Origin of the sequence: Paracoccus rhizosphaerae, assembly GCF_026162645.1 — a bacterium.
GTDB lineage: Bacteria > Pseudomonadota > Alphaproteobacteria > Rhodobacterales > Rhodobacteraceae > Paracoccus > Paracoccus rhizosphaerae.
This window is the reverse complement of record NZ_JAOTBE010000003.1, coordinates 68103-90503: the sequence shown is the minus strand read 5'-3', so window position 1 is coordinate 90503 and position 22401 is coordinate 68103. Positions and strand designations below refer to the sequence as shown.

Annotated in this window: 25 protein-coding genes; 7 read left to right on the top strand and 18 right to left on the bottom strand. The window is 62.3% G+C overall.

Annotated features, from left to right (window positions below; translation table 11 throughout):
• Positions 1 to 11 precede the first annotated feature (11 nt).
• Together OC184_RS02535 and OC184_RS02530 are read right to left on the bottom strand one after the other, a co-directional pair.
• Positions 12 to 983, bottom strand: coding sequence for a YVTN family beta-propeller repeat protein (locus OC184_RS02535; protein ID WP_265505614.1), 972 nt, complete (start codon positions 981 to 983; stop codon positions 12 to 14).
• A complete protein-coding gene (locus OC184_RS02530) occupies positions 980 to 2179 on the bottom strand; it encodes an ABC transporter substrate-binding protein (protein ID WP_265505613.1) in 1200 nt (399 codons plus the stop codon). Before OC184_RS02530 ends, OC184_RS02535 begins: the two co-directional genes overlap by 4 nt.
• Before the next feature lie 158 nt (positions 2180 to 2337).
• Between OC184_RS02530 and OC184_RS02525 the strand changes: the two genes are divergently transcribed.
• From OC184_RS02525 to OC184_RS02515, 3 genes are read left to right on the top strand one after another with little or no spacing between them, the layout of a single operon-like run.
• Positions 2338 to 2853 (top strand): DUF3280 domain-containing protein, encoded by a 516-nt coding sequence (locus OC184_RS02525; RefSeq protein ID WP_265505612.1) that lies wholly within the window; start codon positions 2338 to 2340, stop codon positions 2851 to 2853.
• Positions 2853 to 3410 (top strand): SRPBCC family protein, encoded by a 558-nt coding sequence (locus OC184_RS02520; RefSeq protein WP_378926885.1) that lies wholly within the window; start codon positions 2853 to 2855, stop codon positions 3408 to 3410. Before OC184_RS02525 ends, OC184_RS02520 begins: the two co-directional genes overlap by 1 nt.
• On the top strand, positions 3407 to 4342 hold the full coding sequence (locus OC184_RS02515) for a YncE family protein (protein WP_265505610.1): 936 nt from the start codon (positions 3407 to 3409) through the stop codon (positions 4340 to 4342). Before OC184_RS02520 ends, OC184_RS02515 begins: the two co-directional genes overlap by 4 nt.
• Here the strand turns inward: OC184_RS02515 and OC184_RS02510 are convergent.
• From OC184_RS02510 to hrcA, 11 genes are all read right to left on the bottom strand, one after another.
• Positions 4317 to 4853, bottom strand: coding sequence for a PQQ-dependent catabolism-associated CXXCW motif protein (locus OC184_RS02510; RefSeq protein ID WP_265505609.1), 537 nt, complete (start codon positions 4851 to 4853; stop codon positions 4317 to 4319). The genes OC184_RS02515 and OC184_RS02510 overlap by 26 nt on opposite strands.
• On the bottom strand, positions 4850 to 5674 hold the full coding sequence (locus OC184_RS02505) for a quinoprotein dehydrogenase-associated putative ABC transporter substrate-binding protein (protein ID WP_265505608.1): 825 nt from the start codon (positions 5672 to 5674) through the stop codon (positions 4850 to 4852). Before OC184_RS02505 ends, OC184_RS02510 begins: the two co-directional genes overlap by 4 nt.
• Complete coding sequence (locus OC184_RS02500) at positions 5659 to 6309, bottom strand: c-type cytochrome, methanol metabolism-related (RefSeq protein WP_265505607.1); 651 nt, start codon at positions 6307 to 6309, stop codon at positions 5659 to 5661. Before OC184_RS02500 ends, OC184_RS02505 begins: the two co-directional genes overlap by 16 nt.
• 113 nt (positions 6310 to 6422) lie before the next feature.
• On the bottom strand, positions 6423 to 8288 hold the full coding sequence (locus OC184_RS02495) for a methanol/ethanol family PQQ-dependent dehydrogenase (RefSeq protein WP_265505606.1): 1866 nt from the start codon (positions 8286 to 8288) through the stop codon (positions 6423 to 6425).
• Positions 8289 to 8457: 169 nt separating this feature from the next.
• On the bottom strand, positions 8458 to 9291 hold the full coding sequence (gene fghA, locus OC184_RS02490) for an S-formylglutathione hydrolase (protein ID WP_265505605.1): 834 nt from the start codon (positions 9289 to 9291) through the stop codon (positions 8458 to 8460).
• Positions 9281 to 9802, bottom strand: a complete 522-nt coding sequence (locus tag OC184_RS02485; protein ID WP_265505604.1) for a GNAT family N-acetyltransferase — start codon at positions 9800 to 9802, stop codon at positions 9281 to 9283. The genes fghA and OC184_RS02485 overlap by 11 nt, the downstream gene beginning before the upstream one ends.
• On the bottom strand, positions 9799 to 10428 hold the full coding sequence (locus OC184_RS02480) for an ATP-dependent Clp protease proteolytic subunit (protein WP_265505603.1): 630 nt from the start codon (positions 10426 to 10428) through the stop codon (positions 9799 to 9801). Before OC184_RS02480 ends, OC184_RS02485 begins: the two co-directional genes overlap by 4 nt.
• Positions 10429 to 10508: 80 nt before the next feature.
• Positions 10509 to 11639, bottom strand: a complete 1131-nt coding sequence (locus OC184_RS02475) for an S-(hydroxymethyl)glutathione dehydrogenase/class III alcohol dehydrogenase (RefSeq protein WP_265505602.1) — start codon at positions 11637 to 11639, stop codon at positions 10509 to 10511.
• 94 nt (positions 11640 to 11733) lie between these two features.
• Positions 11734 to 12318: an S-(hydroxymethyl)glutathione synthase gene (gfa, locus tag OC184_RS02470; protein ID WP_265505601.1), complete on the bottom strand. Its 585-nt coding sequence runs from the start codon at positions 12316 to 12318 to the stop codon at positions 11734 to 11736.
• A 112-nt stretch (positions 12319 to 12430) separates the two neighbouring features.
• On the bottom strand, positions 12431 to 12967 hold the full coding sequence (locus tag OC184_RS02465; RefSeq protein ID WP_265505600.1) for a nucleotide exchange factor GrpE: 537 nt from the start codon (positions 12965 to 12967) through the stop codon (positions 12431 to 12433).
• A 7-nt stretch (positions 12968 to 12974) separates the two neighbouring features.
• A complete protein-coding gene (gene hrcA, locus OC184_RS02460; RefSeq protein ID WP_265505599.1) occupies positions 12975 to 14030 on the bottom strand; it encodes a heat-inducible transcriptional repressor HrcA in 1056 nt (351 codons plus the stop codon).
• Between the two features lie 71 nt (positions 14031 to 14101).
• On the opposite strand from hrcA, the gene rph reads away from it, so the two are divergent.
• Genes rph through OC184_RS02440 form a run of 4 tightly spaced genes read left to right on the top strand, consistent with a single transcriptional unit; the run spans position 14102 to position 16958 of the window.
• Positions 14102 to 14815 carry a ribonuclease PH gene (gene rph / locus OC184_RS02455; RefSeq protein WP_265505598.1) on the top strand — a complete coding sequence of 238 codons (714 nt, stop codon included), beginning with the start codon at positions 14102 to 14104 and terminating at the stop codon, positions 14813 to 14815.
• Positions 14812 to 15420 carry an RdgB/HAM1 family non-canonical purine NTP pyrophosphatase gene (gene rdgB, locus OC184_RS02450; protein WP_265505597.1) on the top strand — a complete coding sequence of 203 codons (609 nt, stop codon included), beginning with the start codon at positions 14812 to 14814 and terminating at the stop codon, positions 15418 to 15420. The genes rph and rdgB overlap by 4 nt, the downstream gene beginning before the upstream one ends.
• Positions 15413 to 16600, top strand: a complete 1188-nt coding sequence (gene hemW / locus OC184_RS02445; protein ID WP_265505596.1) for a radical SAM family heme chaperone HemW — start codon at positions 15413 to 15415, stop codon at positions 16598 to 16600. Before rdgB ends, hemW begins: the two co-directional genes overlap by 8 nt.
• A 1-nt stretch (position 16601) precedes the next feature.
• Positions 16602 to 16958, top strand: coding sequence for a YbaN family protein (locus OC184_RS02440; protein ID WP_265505595.1), 357 nt, complete (start codon positions 16602 to 16604; stop codon positions 16956 to 16958).
• A gap of 41 nt (positions 16959 to 16999) precedes the next feature.
• Here OC184_RS02440 and OC184_RS02435 read toward each other — a convergent pair whose 3' ends face one another.
• The 5 genes from OC184_RS02435 to mnmE are packed head-to-tail and all read right to left on the bottom strand — an operon-like array spanning position 17000 to position 22391.
• Positions 17000 to 17893 (bottom strand): ParB/RepB/Spo0J family partition protein, encoded by an 894-nt coding sequence (locus OC184_RS02435; RefSeq protein ID WP_265505668.1) that lies wholly within the window; start codon positions 17891 to 17893, stop codon positions 17000 to 17002.
• The gene (locus OC184_RS02430; protein ID WP_265505594.1) at positions 17893 to 18678 is read right to left on the bottom strand and encodes a ParA family protein; all 786 of its coding nucleotides are present in this window, start codon (positions 18676 to 18678) and stop codon (positions 17893 to 17895) included. The genes OC184_RS02435 and OC184_RS02430 overlap by 1 nt, the downstream gene beginning before the upstream one ends.
• A complete protein-coding gene (gene rsmG, locus OC184_RS02425) occupies positions 18671 to 19267 on the bottom strand; it encodes a 16S rRNA (guanine(527)-N(7))-methyltransferase RsmG (RefSeq protein ID WP_265505593.1) in 597 nt (198 codons plus the stop codon). The genes OC184_RS02430 and rsmG overlap by 8 nt, the downstream gene beginning before the upstream one ends.
• A complete protein-coding gene (mnmG, locus tag OC184_RS02420) occupies positions 19264 to 21123 on the bottom strand; it encodes a tRNA uridine-5-carboxymethylaminomethyl(34) synthesis enzyme MnmG (RefSeq protein ID WP_265505592.1) in 1860 nt (619 codons plus the stop codon). The genes rsmG and mnmG overlap by 4 nt, the downstream gene beginning before the upstream one ends.
• Before the next feature lie 2 nt (positions 21124 to 21125).
• Complete coding sequence (gene mnmE, locus OC184_RS02415) at positions 21126 to 22391, bottom strand: tRNA uridine-5-carboxymethylaminomethyl(34) synthesis GTPase MnmE (protein WP_265505591.1); 1266 nt, start codon at positions 22389 to 22391, stop codon at positions 21126 to 21128.
• Between the last annotated feature and the right edge of the window lie 10 nt (positions 22392 to 22401).

Sequence of the window (22401 nt, the reverse complement as noted above, 5' to 3'; positions counted from 1 at the left end):
TGTGCCTGAAATCAGTCGGGGGCGACCACGACGCCCCAAGGCTGCTGCCCGACCTGAACCGAGCGGACGACCTCGTTCGCCTCGACATCGATGATCGAGACGTCGTTGGAATTGCCGTTGGTGGTGTAGAGCCACTTTTCGTCGGGCGAGAAGGCCAACTGCCAGACCCGCTGGCCGACCAGAAGATAGTCGATCACCTCGTCGGTTTCCGCGTCCACGACGGCGACCCGGTTGGCGGGGCCAAGCGCCACGAACAGTTTCGAGCCGTCCGAGGTCACGCGGGCGCCGACCGGCTGGATCGCCTCGGGCAGGACACCGGGAATCTCGAAGCTGATCTTCTTGGTGATCTGCTGCGTGGCGGGGTCGATGACGCTGACCGTGCCGCCGATTTCCGATGTCACGTAAAGCTTCGATCCGTCGGCCGTGTATTGGGCAAAACGGGGGCGGCTGTCGACCAGCACGTTCGCGGTGATCTCATAGGTTTCGGTGTCGATGAAATGCGCCATGTTCGTCGTTTCCGACGTGTTGATGACGACGGCTCCATCGGGGCTGACGCCCATGCCCTCTGGCTCGACCCCAACCGGGACCTCGGCCAGCATCTGGTGGGTTTCGGTGTCCACCACCGTGACGATGTTGTCATCCTCGTTGGCAATGAACAGGGGGTTGCCCGAGGGGTGCAACACGAAGAGTTCGGGGTCCGGCCCCGACGGCAGCGTGTGCAGCTCTTCCATCGTGTTCGGATCGAAGACGCGGACCAGGTTGTCGTCCGAGACGCAGACGTAGAGTTCCGACCCATCCGGGCTGATGGTGATGCCGCGCGGGCGGTTGCCGACGGGATAGGTCCCGATCACCTCGAAGGTCTCGCCGTCGATGACGGTCACGTCGTTGCTGCGTTCGTTCGTGACGAAGACGCGGTTCGCCAGCGCGGTATCGGCCGAAATCAGCAGCGCAAGCCCGGTGGTCGCGGAAAGCAGGTGTTTCATGACGCCTCTTGGAACTGGCATTGGGTTTCGGGCCGGTCTACGCCAAGCGTGTCGAGCTGGCTTGTCTGGTGCAGGTACTGATCCTGCGGGCTGACCGAGGTGGTCACGACGCCCGTCGTCAACAGGATGGGCTGGCGCACCTGGTGATCCCAGTCGCGGACCGTCAGCGCCTGGCCCTTGAAGCCGGCGACGTCGAACTCCGGCGAAAGGATGAACTTCTTCAGCACCTCGGGGTCGCCGGACTGGGTGCGGGTGGCGGCTTCTCCGATGATCCGCAGGGCCAGCCAGGTCTGGTAATCGTCCTCGCGGATCTGCCGGTCGGCAAGGCTTTCGAAGCGGTTCTGGAACTGCGTGCCGCCCCAGGCCTCCATCGCGGGATGCCAGCTTCGCGGAACCAGTCCCGCCGATCCGGCCACGGGCCGCGGGTCCCAGGTCAGATAGGGCATGTAGGCCGCGAAGACATCGGCCTCGTCAGCGGTAATGACGATGTCGTGGTCTGCGGCGCGCTGCGTGAAGACGGGCATCTGGGCCTGAACCTGCACATGGCCGCTGTCGGTGCGCCGGGCGCCGCCGGTATCCTCGTACTCACGCTCTTCAACGATGCGCGCGCCGAATTTGTTGGCCGCGTTGCGATAAGCCTCGGCCATTGCCAGATCCTCGGGGTGGCTGCCATGGATCAGGAACCAGCGCGGCCAATTCTTCCACATCAGGAACTGCGTCAGGCCGTCGGCCAGCATGGCCCTGCTGGGGGCAACGTGAATGGTGTTGAAGCGGCAGTCCTTTCCGCGAAGGTTGTCGCCGCGGGCGCGGGCGTTCAGCAGCATGGCCTGGTCGCCCACCTGGTCGGCCAGTTCCAGCGTCACCGCGTCATCCGCCAGGACGACGATAAATTCCATCCCGTCCTCTAGCAGCTTCGCCATCTCGGCGGCGGCGGTGTCGGGACTTGCGGCGACCTCGGTCGCCTCGAAGTCCTGGCCCATGAATCGGCCGGTGGTGTCGTTGTCCTCGATTGCCAGTCGCGCGCCGGCAAAGCCGAGATCCTCGGGCGGCAGGTCCAGCCGAGAGATCGGCGGCAGGCCCGGATCGTCCACCCGCAGCACCGCCGCCCGGATCAGGACGGGGTCCTGTGTCTGGGCCGCAGCGGGCTGGGCCAGCGCCACGGTACCGGCCAGAAGTCCCATGATTCCCTTGAGCATCTATCTTCTCCCTCACGCCATGGTGCTGAGTGAAGACCCTTGCGGCAAGCCGTTTAATGTTCCCGGCATGGGCGGGAAGATTTGGCTGCGACAAAGGTGGGACGGCGTAAGTCTTTTGTCTTATGGACGGCCCCCGGCAGCGGGCGCATGGTCGGGGCATGTCGAAGAACAGCCTGATAGCGGCCCTGGGCCTTGCGCTTGCCGCACCCGCCGCAGCTCTTGCGCAAGCCGCACCGGAACCGGGACCGGCAACGTGGTTCGGCATCCACTACATCGACACTTCGACCGAGGGCGCGATCAACGGCGTGCGCGAGGACGAGACTGTGCGTCTTGCCATGATCGAGGACTTCATCGCCGCCGACCTGACCGCGCGCGGCTTCACGATGTCCAGCCCGCCCGAGGAGGCGGTGGAAGGCATCCTGAACCCGGTGCATTCCAACGGCGCCGACACACGGATCGCCCGCGAAATGGGCTCGGACTATGCCATCGCTGGCGAGGCGCAGAAGGTGTCGAACCTGATCCAGTCGGTGAACCTGCATCTGCGCGATGCCGAAACGGGTCGGACGATCCGGGCCGGATCGGTCGAGATCCGGGGCAACACCGATGACGCCTATCGGCGTGGCTACAGCTATTTGCTGAGGAACATCATCTTTCGGGAGGACAAAAAGGAATGATGAAGACGCAGGTTCTTGCCGTGGCGCTTGGCGCGGTCGTGGCCTTTTCGGGCGCGGCCGCGGCGCATGGCCCCTCGCGGCTGAAGACCGAGCAGACGGTCGTGCTGGACGCGACCCCGGCCGAGGTCTGGGAGGTGATCGGCAAGTTCGACGACATGAGCTGGCACCCCGCGATCGTCTCGACCGAAATGGTGCCCGAAGGGGCACCGGCGGATGTCCCGGATGAATCGACGCGGGTGCTGACGCTGAGGTCCGACAGCGGTACGCCGACGATCACTGAACAGCTTATGGCCATCGACCCCGAGAAGATGCGCTACAAGTACATGATCACCGAGGTGGACACGGCCGTTCTGCCGGTCACCAACTATTCCTCGACGCTGCAGGTCAGCGACAAGGACGGGAAGGCAGAGGTAATGTGGAAGGGCGGTTTCTACCGCGGCTTTCCGAACAACGATCCCCCGGCCGAGTTGAATGACGATGCCGCCATTGAGGCCGTGAACGGCGTCTATTCCGCGGGCCTCGACGCGCTGGCGGAACGCTTCGGCAAGGTAGAGTGATCCGCTGGCCCCTGCTCGCGCTTGTCGCACTGGCATCTCCGGCCCTGGCCGGAGATCTGGCCTTCGTGACATCTCAGCACGGCGACGCGCTCAGCGTCGTCGACCTCGGACAGGGCAGGATCGTGGCCAGCACAAGGATCGAAGGTGCGCCCGCCCCCGTTGCCTATGATCCGGCGGGGCGGCGCGCCTATGTCGTGGCGGCGGACACGGGTCGGCTGCACGTGGTCGATGAAGAGGCCACGGTCGTGGCGCAGGCGGATCTAGGCGAAGGGGCCTTCGGGCTTGCCGTCGCGCCGGGCGGCGGGGTTTTCGTGACCGACTGGTACGGCGGCATGCTGACCCGGCTGGATTCCGACCTTCAGCCCATTTGGCAAAGCAAGACCGGGGCCGCGCCCGCAGGCGTTGCCGTCAGTGGCGACGGCACGCTTGTGGCGACGGCGGATCGCGACGACGACGCCGTCAGCATCTATGACGCCGACGACGGGCGGCGGCTTTATCAAGTTCCGACGGCAGGATCCCATCCGTTCGGGATCACCTTCCATGACGGCCTGCTATATACGGCCGACGTGCAGGGTGACAGCGTGTCGGTCATCGACGCCAGCACCGGCGAACTGGTTGGAGACATCTCCACGGGCAGCCATCCCTATGCCGTGGCCTTCGCCGGCGGCCGGGGCTTCGTGACGAACCAGTATGACAGCAGCGTCACCGTCTTCGATCCGGCAACCCTCCAGGCCGTGGCCGAGGTCGAGGTCGGCGATTATCCCGAAGGCATCGCAGCCCTGCCCGATGGCAGCGGCGTCGCCGTGGCGAATTGGGACTCGGACAGCCTGGTCATCCTCGATGCGTCCGACCTGACCGTCAGGGACAGCATTGACATGCCGTCCGGTCCACGCGCCTTTGGCAGCTTCACGGGTCGACAGGTTCAGCCGTAACCAGTGCCGGTCCGCCCGCCTCTGCCCAGGCATCGGCGCCGCCGGGAAACCACAGCACCGGCTGATATCCCCATTCGATGGCGCGACGGGCGGCGTTCCAGCTCATCCAGCAGTCTGGGCGGCAGAAGAACACCAGCGGCCGTCCGGGATCATCCTGACGCAGGCGGTCGAGACCCGTCCGCAGCCGCGCCTCCTCGGCGGCGGACAGGGCCTGATAGCCGGTGTTCCACAGCCAGACCGAACCCGGAATGGTCTGGTGCAGCTTTTCGTGCCAGATCGTCCCCTCCGGCAGACCTTCGGGGCGGGTCGTCCGTGGCAGCACGTCAATGAACGCCGCTCGCCCTTGCCGCTGCAGCGCGATGGCCGCATCGGCGTCGATCACCTCGGCCCCAGACAACGTCGCCGGAACCGGAGCACGATAGGGCTCACCTCGATACGTGCCGGGTTCCGGCACCGTATCTGCCATCGCGGGTGTCGCGATGGCCAGCAACAGCGCCAGAACCCGGATCATGGCAAGATCTCCTTGCCGTAATCGTCCACCAATGGAACGCCGGCCTCGTGGAGGATCTGGTTGATGCCGTCCTGGTTCCGGCGGATCAGGCTGTTCAGCTGGCGCTTCCATTCTTGCTCTTCAAGCCGGACGCCCATCGTGATGCGATAGAACAGCTTCGGCCCGCCCTCTTCCTTCAGCAGCGGGGTGAACTGCAGGTCGGGATCATCCTTGATCCTCGGCCCAACCAAAGGTCCCCACAGCACGGCCGCCTCCAGTTCGCCGCTGCGGACGCCCTCGATCATGTCGCCCAACGGATCCTCGACTCGGCGATCGACGAACAGGTCGGCGCCGCGCATGTTCTTGGCCAGACCGGCCCGCGCCAGATGCGACGCCGGAGGCGTACCTGCCACCACGCCGATATCTGCGTCCTTCAACGCGGGATCGGTCAGATGGTCGACCAAAGCCAGCGGCCCATCGCGCCGCGTCACGATGCCGTAGACCGAGGTGTAGTAATGATTGGTGTTCTGCACCAGTTCGTCGCCTTGGGCATAACCCATCACGACATCGCATGTGCCTGCACGCAGGGTGCGGGTGATGAACCCCATCCCCGACGGAAACCAGCTGTAGGTGACGGGCAGGCCCAGCAGTTCGCCGAAATAATCGGCCAAACGGTTTTCGAAGCCGGTGCCGTCCTGCGACGACATCGGCGCGTTCGCCGGGTCCGCGCAGACCCGGAATTCTGTCGCCGAACGCAGATCGGCGACCTGCGACGCACCCGGTCCGGCGAACCCCGCCACCAAGGCCAGCGCGGTCGCCAGGCAGATCAACTGGACATGCATGAATCTTCCAGCGCCGTATATTCTTCGGGCTTGTCGGCGCGCTCTGCTGGGCGGCCGCGGCCGATCTCGCCAGTGCCATGCGCCAAAAGATAGACGTAGATGTCGTCGATATAGCACCAAACGTTCTTGTTCGTCCCGAAGGCCGGCATCACCGAGTTGCTGCCCTGGCGACCAGAGGCCACGGTTTCCATGAAGTCATAGTAGTCCATGCGCAGGACGGACTCCTTCAACGCCGGGGCATAAGTCGAACCTTCGCCGTCGGGTCCGTGGCAGACGTGGCATTCGGCATGATAGCGGCGGAAGCCGTTGAAGGTGGCAAAGTCGACGACGCCATCCTCAACCTTAAAGGTTGGGATACCTTCAGCGTTGCGCCAGCGCCCGTCCAGCATCTCGACCGGGGTGATGTCCATGCCGTTCGGCAGGACGGTCTCGCCCTCGGCCAGTTCCGCGGGTTCTTCCTCGGGCATCGCGGCATCGCCGGCGGCGGCGGGCTGGGTGCTGCCGGACACGGCCGCGGCCGCGCCTGCTCCGGCATCTGCCGGAGGGGTCTCGGTTGTCGCATTGGATTGCGCCAGGGCCATTGTGGCCAGTGACGCGCCCAGAACCAGCGCCGTCAGACCGGTGATGGCTTCCATCGTGGATATCCTCCCATTTCGCATCTGCCTGCTCTCCTCAGACAGAACCGCCCCAAGTCTAACCTTGGGGCGGCCCCTTCACAGATCAACTTCGCTCTAGCGGAACGAAAGTATTAGCCGTTCGTCGTGCCTTCCGCGGGCGCCTCGCCTTCGGTCGGCGTGGCCGATGCGCTGGCATCGCCCGGCAGTTCGAACACGGTCAGCTGGCCACCCAGTTCGGTATAGTCGCTGAGCGCGGCATAGCCGCCCACGGCGCCCAGACCGTCGTTCGGGTTGGTCAGACCGGCCGCCAGACCGATGCCGGCCCAGCCACCGACACCCGACAGGACGCCGATATACTGCTTGCCGTCGTGTTCGTAGGTCATGACGTTGCCGATGATGCCCGAGGGCGTCTTGAAGCTGTAGAGCTCCTCACCGGTTTCTGCATCGACCGCCTTCAGGTAACCTTCCAGCGTACCGTAGAAAACCACGTCGCCCGCAGTGGCCAGGGCGCCCGACCAGACCGAGAACTGCTCGGGCAGGGACCACTTGATCTCGCCGTTGACAGCGTCCCAGGCGATGAAGTTGCCCATGCCGCCGTGGCTGTCCGGGGCCGGATACATCGACAGGGTCGCACCAACATAGGGCTGGCCCGCGGTATAGGCGACGCGGAACGGCTCATAGTCCATGCAGACGTGGTTGGTCGGAACGTAGAACAGGCCGGTCTTGGGCGAGTAGGATGCCGGCTGCTGGTCTTTCGAACCCAGGGCTGCCGGGCAGACGCCAGTGGTGTTGGTGTCTTCGCCGTTCTGTGCGGTCGAATATTCCGCAACGACCTGCGGACGGCCATAGGTTTCGGATTCCGGATCCATGTCGACTTCGGTTGCCCAGTTCACGGCCGGGTCGAACTTTTCCGCAACCAGAAGTTCGCCGGTTTCGCGGTCCAGAGTATAAGCAAAGCCGTTGCGGTCGAAGTTGACCAGCAGCTTGCGCATCTCTCCGTCGATCTCCTTGTCGACGAGGATGTTCTCGTTCACGCCGTCATAGTCCCATTCGTCGTGCGGCGTCTTCTGGTAGAACCATTTCGCCTCGCCGGTGTCGGCATCGCGGGCCATGATGGTCATCGACCACTTGTTGTCGCCTGGACGCTGCGAAGGGTTCCAGGTCGAGGGGTTCCCGGTGCCATAGTAGACCAGGTTCAATTCGGGGTCATAGGAATACCAGCCCCAGGTCGAACCGCCACCAATTTTCCACTGGTCGCCTTCCCAGCTGTTGAGCGAGCTGTCCGCGCCGATGGGCTTGCCCAGGTGCATCGTGGTTTCGGGATTGACCAGCATCTCCTCGTCCGGGCCGGTCGAATAGGCCTTCCAGACCTCGGTGCCGTCGGCAAGATTGTAGGCCGTCATGCGGCCGCGAACGCCGTATTCGCCACCCGACACGCCGACCAGGACCTTGTCACCCACTGGCAGAACGGTTGCCGTGTTCGTTTCGCCGATGGCCGGATCGCCCGTCTTCACCGACCACTTCACTTCGCCGGTCATGGCGTCCAGCGCCGTCAGCGTCGTGTCTGCCTGGTGCGTCAGGATCATCCCATCGGCATAGGCCACGCCGCGATAAACGGTGTCACAGCACATGACCGCGATCACGTCGGGGTCCTGCTGCGGGGTGTGGCGCCACACGATGCGCCCGTTGTCGGACAGGTCAAGCGCGAAAATGTTGTTCGGGAACGGCGTGTGGACATACATCATGTCGCCGATTACCAGCGGTCCGCCTTCGTGGCCGCGCAGCACGCCAGTCGAGAATGTCCAGGCCACCCGCAGGTCGCCCACGTTGTCGCGGTTGATCTGGTCCAGTTCCGAATAGCGCTGGTTGGCGTAGTCGCCGGTCTGAATGGCCCACTGTTCGGGTTTGGCCGTTTCGGTCAGGACGCTCTCATTGGCATGTGCCGACGTCACCGTCAGCAGCAGCGCGACAGCCGCGCTGTTCAAGAGATGTTTCATCGAATGCTCCTCCGCTCCCTGGATATCGCGCCGCAGGTTTCCTCCTCCCGCGGCGACCCATGTCTAAGTGTTGGTCGGGCGTCTCCGCACGTCAATTCGGGCTGATGCCGCATGCCCCTAAAGTCTTATGGGCAAACGGCAAGATCACCGGGAATTTACGGCAAGCCCTTCAGGCCAGACGTTCCGCATGCCAGAAAACGTGATCCGCCATGAAGCTCTGCACGAAGAAGTAGCTGTGGTCATAGCCGGGCTGCATTCGGAACTGGCCGGGCTGGCGCCGGGCCATCATGGCATGTGCCAACGATTCGGGCTTAAGCAGGTCGAGGAACTGGTCGGCGCTGCCCTGATCGATCAGAACCTCGCCGGGATAGCCGCGTTCGGTCATCAGCAGGGTCGAATCGTGCGCTCGCCATGCATCTTGGTCATCGCCCAGATAGGCCGTCAGCTGCTTGCGTCCCCAGTCGGATTCGGTCGGGTTCGCGATGGGCGAGAAGGCCGAGACGGACCGATAGAGGTCAGGATGCGTCATCGCAATGGTCAGCGCGCCGTGACCACCCATGGAATGACCGGTGATCCCCATGGCATCGCGGTCGATGGCGAAGTTGTCGCTGACAAGCTCGGGCAGCTCGTGGACGACATACTGCCACATCTGGAAATGCGGCTTCCACGGGTCCCGGGTCGCGTTGACGTAAAAGCCGGCACCCTGCCCCAAGTCATAGGCGTCGTCATTGGCCACACCCTCGCCGCGGGGCGAGGTGTCGGGAAAGACGATGGCGATGCCGGCCTCGTCGCACCATTGCTGAGCGGCGGCCTTGGTCATCGCGTTTTCGTGCGTGCAGGTCAGCCCGGACAGGTACCACAGCACCGGCACGCGGCCATGCTGCGCCAGTTCCGGCAGGAAGACCGCAAACGTCATGTCGGTACCAGTCGACTGGGACTTGTGGCGATAGACGCCCTGGGTGCCGCCGAAGCTGCGGGTTTCGGACAGGGTTTCAAGGCTCATTCGTCTCTCCCTTCAAGTTCTGGAACATGACCAGCGCATCCACCGGCCCTTTGCCGGGGTGAACAAACGCACCCGGCAGGCGACCTGCAATGGTAAATCCAAGCTTCTGCCACAAATGGACGGCATCCTCATTCGTCGAGACGACGAAGTTGAACTGCATGGCGCGAAAGCCCTGCGACCTTGCCCAGGCCTTCGCATGTTCGCCAAGCGCGCGGGCGATTCCCCTGCCCCTGGCATCGGGATGCGTCGCGAACGAGGCGTTGCTGACATGAAACCCCCCCGCCGGCCGGTTCGCGCCCACATGGCTGGTCCCCAGGATCCGGCCATCGACCTCGGCCACGAAGGCCGTAAACGGCGCGGCAAACCAATCCGCCAACGCCTCGTCCCGGTCGATGTCGCGTGGGATGCAATAGGTCTCTCCGGCACGGTAGATGGGGCGCAGGATGTCCCAGATGGCATCGTGGTCGGTGGCGGTGGCGGGGCGGATCTTCACCCCGCCAGGTCCGCTCATTTCAGGTCGTCCACGCTGCGGATGACCTGGCCCAGCAGGCCATAGTCCAGCGCCTCTCGCGTATTCAGCCAGAAGTCGCGCTGCGTGTCCTTCTCGATCCGCTCGACGCTCTGGCCGGTGGCGTCGGCGAAAATCTGGTTCAGACGGTCGCGCATCAGGCGCACCTGCTCTGCCTGGATCATCATGTCGGACGACGTGCCGCCGATCCCGCCCGAGGGCTGGTGGATCAGGAAGCGCGTGTTGGGCAGGCAGTAGCGGTTTTCCTTCTTCGCCGCGACGAAGATCAGCGCACCGGCCGATGCCACCCAGCCCGAACCGATGGTGCGCACCGTAGGACGGATGAACTTGACCACGTCGTGGATCATGTCGCCCGATTCTACGTGCCCGCCGGGCGACGAGATCAGCATGTTGATCGGCGCGTCGCTGTCTTCGGCCAAGGCCAGCAGGTGGGCGACGGTGCGCTGCGCCAGCTTGTCATTGATCGCGCCGGCGACGATCACCGTGCGCGACTTGAAGTACAGCTTGCCGATCTTGTCGCCTTCGGGCAGGCCCAGGCCGCCGTCTTCCTTGTGGCGGCGGTCCTCTTCTTCGGGTTCGTCGTCGTCGTCCAGCCACTGGTGACGCATGCGCCTGCTCCTTCGTTCTCTCTCATGGCGACGGCGGGACCGGGGCCCCGCCGTTCTTTTACCTAAGCAGCCGTGAAGGATCAGTAAAGGACGACCGAGCGGATCGATTCACCGTGGTGCATCAGGTCGAAGCCCTTGTTGATGTCGTCCAGCGGCATCGTGTGGGTGATCATCGGGTCGATCTCGATCTTGCCCTCCATGTACCAGTCGACGATCTTCGGGACGTCGGTCCGGCCGCGGGCGCCGCCGAAGGCCGTGCCCTTCCAGACGCGGCCGGTAACCAGCTGGAACGGCCGGGTGTTGATTTCGGCACCGGCGGCCGCGACGCCGATGATGACCGACTGGCCCCAGCCGCGATGGGTGCATTCTAGCGCGTCGCGCATCACCTTGGTGCTGCCAGTCGCATCGAAACTGTAGTCGGCGCCACCGATCTGGTCGAAGGGCGTCTTGGTCATCTCGACAATGTGCTGGACGATCGAGCCGTCGATTTCCTTCGGGTTGACGAAGTGGGTCATGCCGAAACGCTCGGCCATTTCCTTCTTGTCGTTGTTCAGGTCGACACCGATGATCATGTCGGCTCCCGCCAGGCGCAGGCCCTGGATCACGTTCAGGCCGATGCCGCCCAGGCCGAACACGACCGCCTTCGCGCCGATTTCCACCTTGGCGGTGTTGATCACCGCGCCGATGCCGGTAGTGACGCCGCAGCCGATGTAGCAGATCTTGTCGAAGGGCGCGTCCTCACGCACCTTCGCCACAGCAATCTCGGGCAGCACGGTATAGTTCGAGAAGGTCGAGCAGCCCATGTAGTGATAGATCGGCGTGCCATCCAGCATGCTGAAACGGCTGGTCCCGTCGGGCATCAAGCCCTGGCCCTGCGTGGCGCGGATGCGCGTGCAGAGGTTCGTCTTGCCCGACAGGCAGGACGCGCATTCGCGGCATTCAGGCGTATAGAGCGGGATCACGTGGTCGCCCGGCTTGACCGAGGTGACGCCCGGCCCGACCTCGACCACGACGCCAGCACCTTCGTGACCCAGGATCGCCGGGAAGATGCCTTCCGGATCCGCGCCCGAGCGGGTGAACTCGTCGGTGTGGCAGATGCCGGTGGCCTTGATCTCGATCATGACTTCGCCGGCTTTCGGGCCTTCGAGGTTGACCTCCATCACTTCCAGCGGTTTGCCAGCCTCGAGGGCTACGGCGGCACGGGTTCTCATCTCTTGTCTCCTATCGCCTCGGTGGGCTCTCGATCAGGACCAAAGGGCCGACGTGCGGCCCTCTGGCATTTCTTGGAATTCGTGGCAGGTCAGGTCAAGCCGCAAGTGCGCCCGAACGCTTGGCCACATGGGTCGCAATCGCGTCCATAAGAGGCGGCGACAGCGCATCATAAGGCTCCAGCCCCAGTTCGCGCAGTCGCGCCCTGATAGCGTCCATCTGGGATGGATCCACGCCGGTCTCGATGACCGAACTGACGAAGGCGGCAAATTCGGGCGCCGACCAGCCGTCCTCGGGCGACAGTTCGGTATGGACGAAGTCGAGGCCGTAGAACGGGTGGTCCTTGTTTTCGATCCGGCCGTACATATGGACACCACAGACGCGGCAAGCATAGCGCTGGATTGGTGCATCGGCATTGACAACCTGAAGCTTGTCGCCGTTCTCGATCACCTCGACCGCATCGCGCGAGACGACGGCGATCTGGCTGAACGTTGCCCCTTCGGGCTTCCAGCACTTGGTGCAGCCGCAGACATGGTTGTGTGCGGTCTGCGCGCTGACGCGGACCTTGACCGGGTCGCTGGCGCAATGGCAGGTCAGAACGCCGCCCGAGAATCCCGGGCTGGCTGGCTTTGTACCGTGGTCTACGGCCGGGTGAATGCTCACCCCGTCAGTGCTGGTCATGGCCCCCTCCTCCACATGACAGGACAGGGCCTAACGTCGCGCTGCAGGGAACATTCGGCAAGTCGGCCGAAGGTTGTAGCAGCCCGGCGACGTCCCGGGCCGCCGGGACCGGTCAGTTGGCGGGTGTGGACGATACGCCCACCTTGGCGGGGCGCAGAAGACGGTCGTGCAACTGGAAGCCGTTGTCCATGACCTGGATGATGTTGCCCGCCTGCGTGCCGGGCACAGGTGCCTCGAACATCGCTTCGTGGACAGTCGGGTCGAACTTCTCGCCCGGCTCGGGGCGGATGATCGCGATGCCATGCTTAGTGAAGACGTTCGACAGCTCCCGCAGGGTCAGCTCCACGCCCTCGATCAGGGCCGAGGCTGCGGCGCGCTGATCCTCGGTCGCCGCGTCAAGTGCCCGCGTCAGCGCGTCGTGCACCGGCAACAGATCGCGCGCCAGGCGCGAGCCGCCATAGTTCTCGGCGTCGCGGCGGTCCTTCTCGGCACGCTTGCGCGCGTTCTCGGCATCGGCCAGGGCGCGCATCCACTTGTCGCGCAACTCGTCCCGCTCGGCCGTCAGGCGCGCGATCTCGTCATCGGTTTCGGTCTGAGCCAAGGGGTCGTCGACAAATTCGTCCATCGGCTGTTCGTTCTGCTCGGTCATGCTCACTTCATCCTTTCCGGCCGGACAGGACCCGCCCGACCAGCTGCGCGGTGTAATCGACGATCGGAACGATCCTGCCATAGTTCAGCCGGGTCGGCCCGATGACGCCAACGGCGCCTACAATCTTTCGGTCGGCATTCATATAGGGTGAAACCACCAGAGCGGAACCCGAAAGTGAAAAAAGCTTGTTCTCCGAGCCGATGAAGATCCGCACTCCGTCGCCTTTTTCGGCAAGTTCCAGGAACTCGACGATATCGCGTTTGCGTTCCAGGTCGTCGAACAGCACGCGGATGCGGTCCAGGTCGGCCAGTTCGCTGTCCAGCAGGTTTGCGCGGCCGCGCACGATCAGGCGCGGATCGGCTGCCTCGGCGCCCCAAAGCGCGAGGCCCGATTCGACCAGCTCGGCCGCCAGGATGTCCAGTTCCTGCCGCCGGGTTCTGATCTGCTGGGACAGGTGGCCGCGCAGTTCTGCCAGCGTCTTGCCCTCGGCCATGGCATTCAGGAAATTCCCGGCCTCTCGCATCGAGGACGGCGTCTGTCCCGGCGGCGGGGTGAAGATGCGGTTCTCGACATGGCCGTCGGCGAAGACCAGCACCACCAGCGCCCGGTCAGACCCCAGGCTGACGAATTCGATATGGCGAATCGGGGCCTCGTGCTTGGGCATCAGCACCAGCGACGCACCTCGGGTGATGGACGACAGCGCGGTGCTGACCCGATCCAGAAGCACGCCGGTATCTGGATCGTCGTTGCCGAGGGTCTGGTCGATGGCGGCGCGGTCGTCGGGCTTGACGGCATCGATCTCCATCATGCCGTCCACGAACAGGCGCAGGCCCAGCTGCGACGGCAAGCGCCCGGCCGAGACGTGCGGGCTGTCCAGAAGCCCCATGAACTCCAGGTCCTGCATCACGTTGCGGATCGTGGCGGCGCTGACTTTTTCCGAAAGCGCACGTGTCAGCGTCCGTGACCCGACCGGTTCACCGGTGTCCAAATACGCTTCGACCACGCGGCGAAACACCTCGCGGGACCGGTCGTTCAATTCATTCAGCAGCGATTCCTGGCTCATGGGCCTCGTGGGGTTGCGTGACGGTGCCCTCGGGCGGTATTGGGCAGGCACTCTCATGAAAAGGATGAACCATGCGCCCTTCCGGCCGGAATCTAAGCCAAATGCGCCCGATTTCAATTGAAACCGGGGTGATGCGCCACGCCGAGGGGTCGTGCCTGATTAAGTGCGGCGACACGCACGTCCTGTGCACCGCCACTATCGAGGACAATCCGCCGCGGTTCCTGAAGGGCAGCGGCCTTGGCTGGGTCACCGCCGAATACGGGATGCTGCCGCGCGCCACCAACACCCGCAACCGGCGAGAGGCCGCGCAGGGCAAGCAGTCCGGCCGCACGCAGGAAATCCAGCGCCTGATCGGCCGCAGCCTTCGCGCTGGAATCGACCGCAGCGCCTTGGGCGAACGCCAGATCAGCATCGACTGCGATGTGATCCAGGCCGACGGGGGGACGCGGTGCGCCTCGATCACCGGTGGCTGGGTGGCACTGCGGCTGGCGGTGAACAAGCTGCTGAAGGCGGGCGTCCTGAACAGCGATCCGATCGTCGATCATGTCGCGGCCGTCAGCTGCGGGATCTACGGCGGGCAGCCGCTGCTGGATCTGGACTATGCCGAGGACAGCGAGGCCGGGACCGACGGCAACTTCGTCTTGACCCGTGCGGGACGATTGATCGAGGTGCAGATGTCGGCCGAGGGCGCGACGTTTTCTCGTGACGAGATGAGCCAGCTGCTGGATCTGGCCGAAGCCGGCATGGCCGATCTTGTCGCCGCGCAAAAGGCCGCCGTCGCATGAGACGCTTTGACGAACGGCGGCTGCTGGTCGCCACGCATAACGCCGGCAAGCTGGCCGAGATGCGGGCACTGCTGGCGCCCTATGACGTCGAGGTTACGGGCGCCGCCGCGGCCGGACTTGTCGAGCCGGCCGAAACGGAATCCACCTTTGTTGGCAACGCCCGCATCAAGGCGCGCGCCGCCGCCGAGGCGACTGGACTGCCGGTGCTGGCCGACGACAGTGGAATCTGCATCGACGCGCTGGACGGTGCGCCGGGGGTCTATACCGCTGACTGGGCCGAGACGGGGAACGGCCGAGACTTCGGGATGGCCATGGCCCGCGCCTGGCGTGAGCTTGAGGCCATTTCGGCCCCGATGCCCCGGACGGCGCAGTTCCGCTGCACGCTGGTGCTGATGTGGCCCGACGGGCACGACGAGGTGTTCGAAGGCGTCCTGCCCGGCCAGGTGGTCTGGCCGCCGCGCGGCGAGGAAGGCCATGGCTATGACCCGATCTTTCAGCCGGACGGTCATGACGTCACGCTGGGGCAGATGCCGCCCGAGTTGAAGAACAGCCTCAGCCACCGCGCCCGCGCCGTCGCCGCGATGATCGAGGGCGTCTTTGCATAGCGCCCCAACCCTTGCAACGGATACGCTCGACGACTGGCGTGCCGGTGGCTTCGGGCTCTACGTCCACTGGCCGTTCTGCGCGGCCAAGTGCCCCTATTGCGACTTCAACAGCCATGTGACTGATCGGATCGACCAGCGCCGTTGGGCCGCCGCGCTGTCGGCCGAGGTCGCCCGGCTGGCCGCCGAGACGCCTGACAGGCATCTCGGCAGCATCTTCTTCGGCGGCGGGACACCATCGCTGATGCTGCCCGAAACCGTCGATGCGGTTATTCGTGCGGCGCAACAAGGCTGGGGCTTCGCCAACGACATCGAGATCTCGCTCGAAGCCAATCCGACAAGCGTTGAGCGCGGCCGCTTCCGCGGCTTTGCCGAGGCCGGAGTGAACCGACTTTCGATGGGGGTGCAGGCACTAAACGACGACGACCTGCGCAAGCTGGGCCGCATGCACAGCGTGGCCGAGGCTCGGGCCGCCTTCGACGTGGCGCGCGAGGCGTTTCCACGAGTCAGCTTCGATCTGATCTATGCGCGACAGGGCCAGGACCGTGCGGCTTGGCGGGCGGAACTGCGCGACGCCCTGGCAATGGCCGTCGATCACCTGTCGCTCTATCAGTTGACGATCGAGCCCGGGACCGCCTTCGGTGCGCGTGCAGCCGCTGGAAAATTGCGCGACCTGCCCGATGAGGACCTGTCTGCAGACATGTACGCCGACACCCAAGAGATCTGCGAGGCCGCCGGACTTGTGGGCTATGAGATATCGAACCATGCCCGTGCGGGAGCTGAGAGCCGCCACAATCTCATATATTGGCGGCAAGGCGATTGGGCCGCGGTCGGACCGGGCGCTCATGGCCGCCTGACCCTTTCCGATGGCCGTTTTGCCACCGAGGCGCATCGAGCCCCGGAAGAGTGGCTGACGGCCGTCGAGGCCACAGGAACGGGAGAGTTGCCTCGGGCGTTGCTGCCGCGTGACGAACAGGCGACGGAATACCTGCTGATGGCGATGCGACTGAGCGAAGGGCTGGACACGGTCCGGTTTGAGCATGTCTCCGGTACCGCCCTCAGCGAGGATAAGCTGGTGTCGCTGGAAGACATGGGAATGATCCGTCGTCATGGTGGCCGCATCATCGCGACCGCAGAAGGTCGACCGGTGTTGAACGCAATCCTTCGCGAATTGGCGGTCTGACATGAGACGCAGGGCCTGGCTGATCGTGGGGTGGCTGTTCACCATCATCGCCATGATCGGGATTCCCGTTCCAGTCCTTCCGACGGTTCCGTTCCTTCTGGTGGCTGCAGGGGCATTCGCCAGATCATCCCCGGCGTTGCAGCAGCAGATCCTGGATCATCCCACCTATGGTCCCCCCGTCCGAGCATGGCAGGAACGCGGAGTCGTGGGACGGATCGCAAAGATCTGGGCCATCTCCGCCATGACAGGTGGCGTCATGATTGCATGGTGGCTTGGCATGCCGGATTGGGTGGTCGCCGTTCAAGCGGCCATTTGCGTCGCTGTCGCCCTATTCCTGATCAGCAGACCCGAAAGATAGACCTGATGTGGTAGCCTCACGAAAGACTACCACATCATGTATCAGCCGCGTCCGCCTAGCATCTGGCAAAGTCGATCCAGTTGATCAAGATCCTTATACGAGATGATCATCTGACCACCGCCCGTCCCTTGGTGGTCGATCTGGACGCCCATCTTCAAATGCGCCGACAGATCAGCCTCCAGCGCACGTGTATCAGCATCCTTGGCAGAACTGCGGTTCGCCCGCTTCGGCTGTGCATCACCCGGCTGGGCCAACTTGCGGACCATCTCTTCGGTCTCTCGCACCGACAGTCCCTTCTCCGAGACCTTCCGTGCCAGTTGCGCAGCATTGGGCGCCGTGATCAAGGCGCGAGCATGTCCCGCCGTCAGCTTGCCGTCTTTGACCATGTCCTGGACAGGATCGGGCAACGACAGCAAACGGAGCAGGTTGGCAATGTGGCTGCGGCTCTTGTTCAAGGCCTCGGCAAGCCGCTCTTGCGTGTGCCCGAAGCGATCCATGAGTTGCCGGAATGACGCAGCCTCTTCGATGGCATTGAGATCGGCACGCTGGATGTTCTCGATGATGGCGACTTCCAGAACTTCGTTGTCGCTCATCTGCCTGATGATGACGGGCACCTCGTGAAGTTGCGCCATTTGTGCCGCCCGCCAGCGACGCTCGCCCGCGACGATCTGATAGAGCCCCTGATCCGAAGGATGAGGCCGGACAATCAATGGTTGAAGAACGCCGCGTTGCTTCAATGAAGCAGCAAGTTCCTGTAACGCTTCAGGGTCGAAGTTGCGCCGTGGCTGATCTGGATTGGCAGTAATCTGTTCGATCGGGACCATCGTCTGATCACGGGCTTTATCAGCCTGCGAATCCGTCCCCATGTCCATATCAGCCATCAAGGCTGACAGCCCCCGCCCCAGCCCCCGCCTCGCCACCTTGTTTTCAGCCATCATGCGTTCTCCGACACCAGCTTCAAGCGGCCGACAAATTCGGACGCAAACTTTCGGTAAGCAATACTGCCTTTCGACAGTGGATCATAGGCGAGAACTGGCTGCGCGTGCGATGGTGCCTCGGACACCCGCACATTTCGGGGAATCACGGTCGTATAGACAAGATCACCCAATGTCTCACGGGCATCGGCCTCGACCTGCTGAGACAGGTTATTGCGATAATCAGACATAGTGAGCAAGATCCCGTTCACCCGCAAGCGCGGGTTGGCACCGTGCCGGACCTGCTTGACCGTCGCAAGAAGCTGCGACAGTCCTTCCAAGGCATAAAATTCCGCCTGCAAAGGGACTAGGACGCTGGTGGCGGCGACCATGGCATTGACCGTCAGCAGGCCCAAAGCCGGCGGGCAGTCGATCAGAACGACCGTTCCCTCGGGGGCCGCCTTCAACTGCTTTTCCAAGAGACGCGTCCGGTCCACGACCTGCGCCAGTTGAACATCCGCAGAGGCAAGGTCCGACGTCGAAGGAACCAACTTCAGATTGGCGATGTCGGTTTCAACAGCCACCTTCGCAAGATCGACATCGCCCGTTAGTAAGTCATAGACAGTAAAATGACGTTCGTCTGCCTCGATACCCAGTCCGGTCGAGGCATTGCCTTGTGGGTCTAGATCAACCAAAATTGTTGGGATGCCGACTTCCGCAAGGGCTGCGCCCAGATTGACGGCAGTTGTTGTCTTACCCACTCCGCCCTTCTGGTTGGCAATGGCAATGATTTGTTGATCAACCATGGGCCGATACTCCGGTAATCTTCAGAATCGCAGCGTCTGGGTCGGTTTTACTTTGAAACGGTTCAACATCAAACGACCAAAGACGTCTTGCCGCTTCGCATTCCTCTTGCCATCTGCGCCCTTTCATCAGCCAAGCGGTTCCGTTCGGCTTGATATGATGCGCCACCATGGCCAGCAAACGATCAAGAGGAGCGAGCGCTCGTGCAGAAATTTGTGACGCATGCATCGGCGGAATTTTCTCTGCCCGCTCCGCCTTGATCACGACATTAGGAAGATCTAAATCCCGTGCGACCGTGCGTAAAAATGCGCTTTTCCGCGTATCGCTCTCAACCAAGGTGAATTTAACGGGCTCATCCCGCATCGCTATAGCCACAATCAGGCCAGGAAATCCACCGCCGCTTCCAAGATCAACCCAATCGCCCATTGGCTTGGATGCTAAATCTGCAAGTTGCAGGCAGTCGTCGACGTGGCGAAACCGCGCTTGCTGAAGTGTATCGGGTGCAACAAGGTTAATTCTCGGGTTCCACTTCAATAAAGTTGCAAGGAACTCTTGGAGTTTTTCCTCTGTTTCACGTGAAACATTGCTCATCGGGACCGTTGGGCGGTAGCAGCGATGACAAGCAGGTTCAAGGCAGCAGGCGTCATACCCTCAATAACTGCAGCTTCCGCAAGATTTGCGGGTGCTTTTAGTCTGAGCTTATCTCGCAACTCTCCCGAGAGACCGGAGAGTGTTGTATAGTTAACATGAGTGAGTGAGAGGCCTTCGTTCTCCCTTACACGAGCTGCATCACGCTCTTGCCGGTCAGCATACTGCGAATAAAGAGCGTCGTTTCGGAGCTGAGTTCTCGTCCCCGGTGAAATTTCTTGAAGTTCAGGCAGGATTTCTGTCAATGTAGCTTCAGATAGATTCTGGTACCCTAGCAGGCTGAAACCAGACCGCATCTGTCCGTCGAGTCTCACATCCACCCCGGCACGGCGAAGTTCGGTCGGCGAGAACCTCTTCACTGAAAGTGCTTCTCGAGCCGACACGTAGGCGTCTTGCCTCGCCAAGAAGCTGCGCTGTCTTGCAGGCGAAACGACGCCGATTTGCATTCCCTTCGGTGTCAGCCGTTGATCAGCGTTGTCGGCCCGCAATGTCAGTCGGAACTCGGCTCGTGACGTGAACATACGATACGGCTCCGTGACTCCCTTGGTAACTAGGTCGTCAATAAGAACACCAATATAGCTCTCAGTCCGGCTAAATATCACCGGCTCTTCTCCTCGTGCCATCTGCGCAGCATTTATGCCGGCTACAAGGCCTTGAGCGGCAGCCTCTTCATAGCCTGTGGTCCCATTTATCTGGCCAGCGAGATACAGGCCGTTGAATCCCTTTACAGACAACGACCTCGTCAACGCAGTGGGGTCGATGTAGTCGTATTCGACGGCATAGCCCGGCTGAAGGAGTGCGGCGTGCTCTAGACCGCGTATCGACCGGACATATGCTTCTTGGACATCAAGCGGCAAAGAAGTGGAAATGCCATTGGGGTAAACAGTGTGGTCCTGCAACCCCTCAGGCTCTAAAAATATCTGGTGCGAAGACTTGTCCACGAAACGCAGCACTTTGTCCTCAATCGACGGGCAGTATCGGGGACCTCGCCCTGAAATATGGCCTCCATACATCGCGGATCTAGCGATGTTCCGGCGGATGATCTCGTGAGTTTCTTCATTAGTCTCCGTAATTCCGCAACAGATTTGCCCATTGACTGGCCGATCGTTCAAGTACGAAAACATGACAGGTTCATCGTCGCCCTTCTGATCTTCCAACTTCCCCCAAGCAATTGTCCGGCCGTCAAGCCGGGGGGGCGTTCCGGTCTTCAAGCGCCCCATCGGCAGGTCAAGACGCTGCAAATCCGATGCTAGACCAGATGAAGCGTCGTTGCCCCACCGACCGGCAGGCCGGCTTTCATTCCCGACATGAATTCGACCGTTCAGGAAGGTGCCGGTTGTGATGACCACAGTAGACGAACGTACTACGTTATCGCCGGCAACATAGACACCTGTAATTTTGTCTCCATTGAACAGAAGGCCGGTAATTTCAGCGAGTATTAAATCAACGTTTTTGTAGTTTCTGATCGTTTTAAGCGCGGCTGCGCGATAGATCGCACGATCCATTTGCGCACGCGGCCCCTGAACGGCAGGGCCTTTTTTCCGGTTCAACATCCTGAATTGGATTCCGGCGTAGTCGGCTAGAACCCCCATCACGCCATCTAGCGCGTCGACCTCCCGAACCAGGTGACCCTTTCCCAAGCCTCCGATTGCCGGGTTGCATGACAGTGTGCCGATGTCATCTTCACGCATCGTGAGCAGGGCGACAGACGCACCCATGCGTGCTGCTGCAGTCGCGGCTTCCAGACCTGCATGACCCGCGCCGATAACTGCTATATCGTAATGTTTCACGTGGAACATTCCTACTTACCGATACAGAAGGAAGAGAAGATAGTGTCTAGATAGTCTTCGACGCCGATCTTGCCAATTAACCTATCGAGAGCAAAATTGGCTCGGCGCAAAGCCTCGGCAACAATCTCTGCTGGAACATGCTCCACATCCTGTAGTGCAAATACCGCATCTTTGAGTTCCTGCCGCTGCCTCTCGTGACTAACAATGCCCGCACCAACCATACGCTGACCAAGTTCGCCATGAATCGCATCTAGAAGTTCTTCAATGCCACTGCCGGTGACGGCTGAAATTGCAAGCGCGGCCGTCCGCGGATGAAGATCGGACTTGCCTTGTGCCGAAATATCTCCTGTCCGCCAGAGGCTCTGCTCTACAGCCCCGTCATCGGAAAGGTGAATGCGCAGATCTGCGGCTTCTGCGCGGCTACGTGCTCTCTGAATCCCGATACTTTCCACGTCATCATCCGAATCGCGCAATCCCGCTGTATCAAGAAAAGTTACTGCTAGGCCCCTGAGATCCATCCGCAGTTCTAAGATATCTCTTGTTGTTCCCGCGCGCTCTGATGTAATCGCTACGTCCCGCTGTGCCAGTCGGTTGAGAAGGCTAGACTTACCGGCATTTGGTGGCCCAACAATCGCAACTTCGAACCCTTTACGGATCTGCTCTGCCGCCGCAAAACCTCTGATTTCATTGCCCAGCATTTCTTGGACCTCCGCAACGATCTCATAGACCCGGGGAGGCACTTCATCCGGAACGTCTTCGTCAGCGAAGTCGACACTGACTTCGACCAACGCGCCGGCTTCCACAAGCAGAGCCCGCCAATGTGCAGCCCGCTTCGCCAGTTCCCCTCCAGCGGCGCGAATTGCAAGGCGCCTTTGACTTTCTGTTTCTGCAGCAAGAAGATCACCAAGTCCCTCAATCTCTGCAAGATTCATCCGCCCGCTCAAGAAGGCGCGCTTGGTAAATTCACCTGCCTCGGCAACCCGTGCACCAGAGCGGAGTAAGATTGCCTCAACCCGCCGCACAACCACCGGTGCACCATGAAGATGCAATTCCGCGACTTCTTCTCCTGTGAAGCTGGCGCCGGCATCAAAACGAAACGCCAGCACCTGGTCGATGACGTCACCCTGATCAATGAGGTTTCGCGTATAGGCCATGCGCGCGATTGGCAGGTCTCCAACAAGCGCTTCTGCGGCTTGACGGGCGCCCTCGCCGCTAAGACGAATGACGGAAACGCCCCCCCGCCCAGGCGGGGTGGCTTCTGCGAAAATCAGTTCCATAAAGACCCCG

Excerpts from the sequence above, each read along its gene's own strand:
- OC184_RS02535 (WP_265505614.1), bottom strand. The coding sequence starts at position 983 with ATGAAACACCTGCTTTCCGCGACCACCGGGCTTGCGCTGCTGATTTCG.
- OC184_RS02530 (WP_265505613.1), bottom strand. The coding sequence starts at position 2,179 with ATGCTCAAGGGAATCATGGGACTTCTGGCCGGTACCGTGGCGCTGGCC.
- OC184_RS02525 (WP_265505612.1), top strand. The coding sequence starts at position 2,338 with ATGTCGAAGAACAGCCTGATAGCGGCCCTGGGCCTTGCGCTTGCCGCA.
- OC184_RS02520 (WP_378926885.1), top strand. The coding sequence starts at position 2,853 with ATGAAGACGCAGGTTCTTGCCGTGGCGCTTGGCGCGGTCGTGGCCTTT.
- OC184_RS02510 (WP_265505609.1), bottom strand. The coding sequence starts at position 4,853 with ATGATCCGGGTTCTGGCGCTGTTGCTGGCCATCGCGACACCCGCGATG.
- OC184_RS02505 (WP_265505608.1), bottom strand. The coding sequence starts at position 5,674 with ATGCATGTCCAGTTGATCTGCCTGGCGACCGCGCTGGCCTTGGTGGCG.
- OC184_RS02500 (WP_265505607.1), bottom strand. The coding sequence starts at position 6,309 with ATGGAAGCCATCACCGGTCTGACGGCGCTGGTTCTGGGCGCGTCACTG.
- OC184_RS02495 (WP_265505606.1), bottom strand. The coding sequence starts at position 8,288 with ATGAAACATCTCTTGAACAGCGCGGCTGTCGCGCTGCTGCTGACGGTG.
- fghA (WP_265505605.1), bottom strand. The coding sequence starts at position 9,291 with ATGAGCCTTGAAACCCTGTCCGAAACCCGCAGCTTCGGCGGCACCCAG.
- OC184_RS02485 (WP_265505604.1), bottom strand. The coding sequence starts at position 9,802 with ATGAGCGGACCTGGCGGGGTGAAGATCCGCCCCGCCACCGCCACCGAC.
- OC184_RS02480 (WP_265505603.1), bottom strand. The coding sequence starts at position 10,428 with ATGCGTCACCAGTGGCTGGACGACGACGACGAACCCGAAGAAGAGGAC.
- OC184_RS02475 (WP_265505602.1), bottom strand. The coding sequence starts at position 11,639 with ATGAGAACCCGTGCCGCCGTAGCCCTCGAGGCTGGCAAACCGCTGGAA.
- gfa (WP_265505601.1), bottom strand. The coding sequence starts at position 12,318 with ATGACCAGCACTGACGGGGTGAGCATTCACCCGGCCGTAGACCACGGT.
- OC184_RS02465 (WP_265505600.1), bottom strand. The coding sequence starts at position 12,967 with ATGACCGAGCAGAACGAACAGCCGATGGACGAATTTGTCGACGACCCC.
- hrcA (WP_265505599.1), bottom strand. The coding sequence starts at position 14,030 with ATGAGCCAGGAATCGCTGCTGAATGAATTGAACGACCGGTCCCGCGAG.
- rph (WP_265505598.1), top strand. The coding sequence starts at position 14,102 with ATGCGCCCTTCCGGCCGGAATCTAAGCCAAATGCGCCCGATTTCAATT.
- rdgB (WP_265505597.1), top strand. The coding sequence starts at position 14,812 with ATGAGACGCTTTGACGAACGGCGGCTGCTGGTCGCCACGCATAACGCC.
- OC184_RS02440 (WP_265505595.1), top strand. The coding sequence starts at position 16,602 with ATGAGACGCAGGGCCTGGCTGATCGTGGGGTGGCTGTTCACCATCATC.
- OC184_RS02435 (WP_265505668.1), bottom strand. The coding sequence starts at position 17,893 with ATGGCTGAAAACAAGGTGGCGAGGCGGGGGCTGGGGCGGGGGCTGTCA.
- OC184_RS02430 (WP_265505594.1), bottom strand. The coding sequence starts at position 18,678 with ATGGTTGATCAACAAATCATTGCCATTGCCAACCAGAAGGGCGGAGTG.
- rsmG (WP_265505593.1), bottom strand. The coding sequence starts at position 19,267 with ATGAGCAATGTTTCACGTGAAACAGAGGAAAAACTCCAAGAGTTCCTT.
- mnmG (WP_265505592.1), bottom strand. The coding sequence starts at position 21,123 with ATGTTCCACGTGAAACATTACGATATAGCAGTTATCGGCGCGGGTCAT.
- mnmE (WP_265505591.1), bottom strand. The coding sequence starts at position 22,391 with ATGGAACTGATTTTCGCAGAAGCCACCCCGCCTGGGCGGGGGGGCGTT.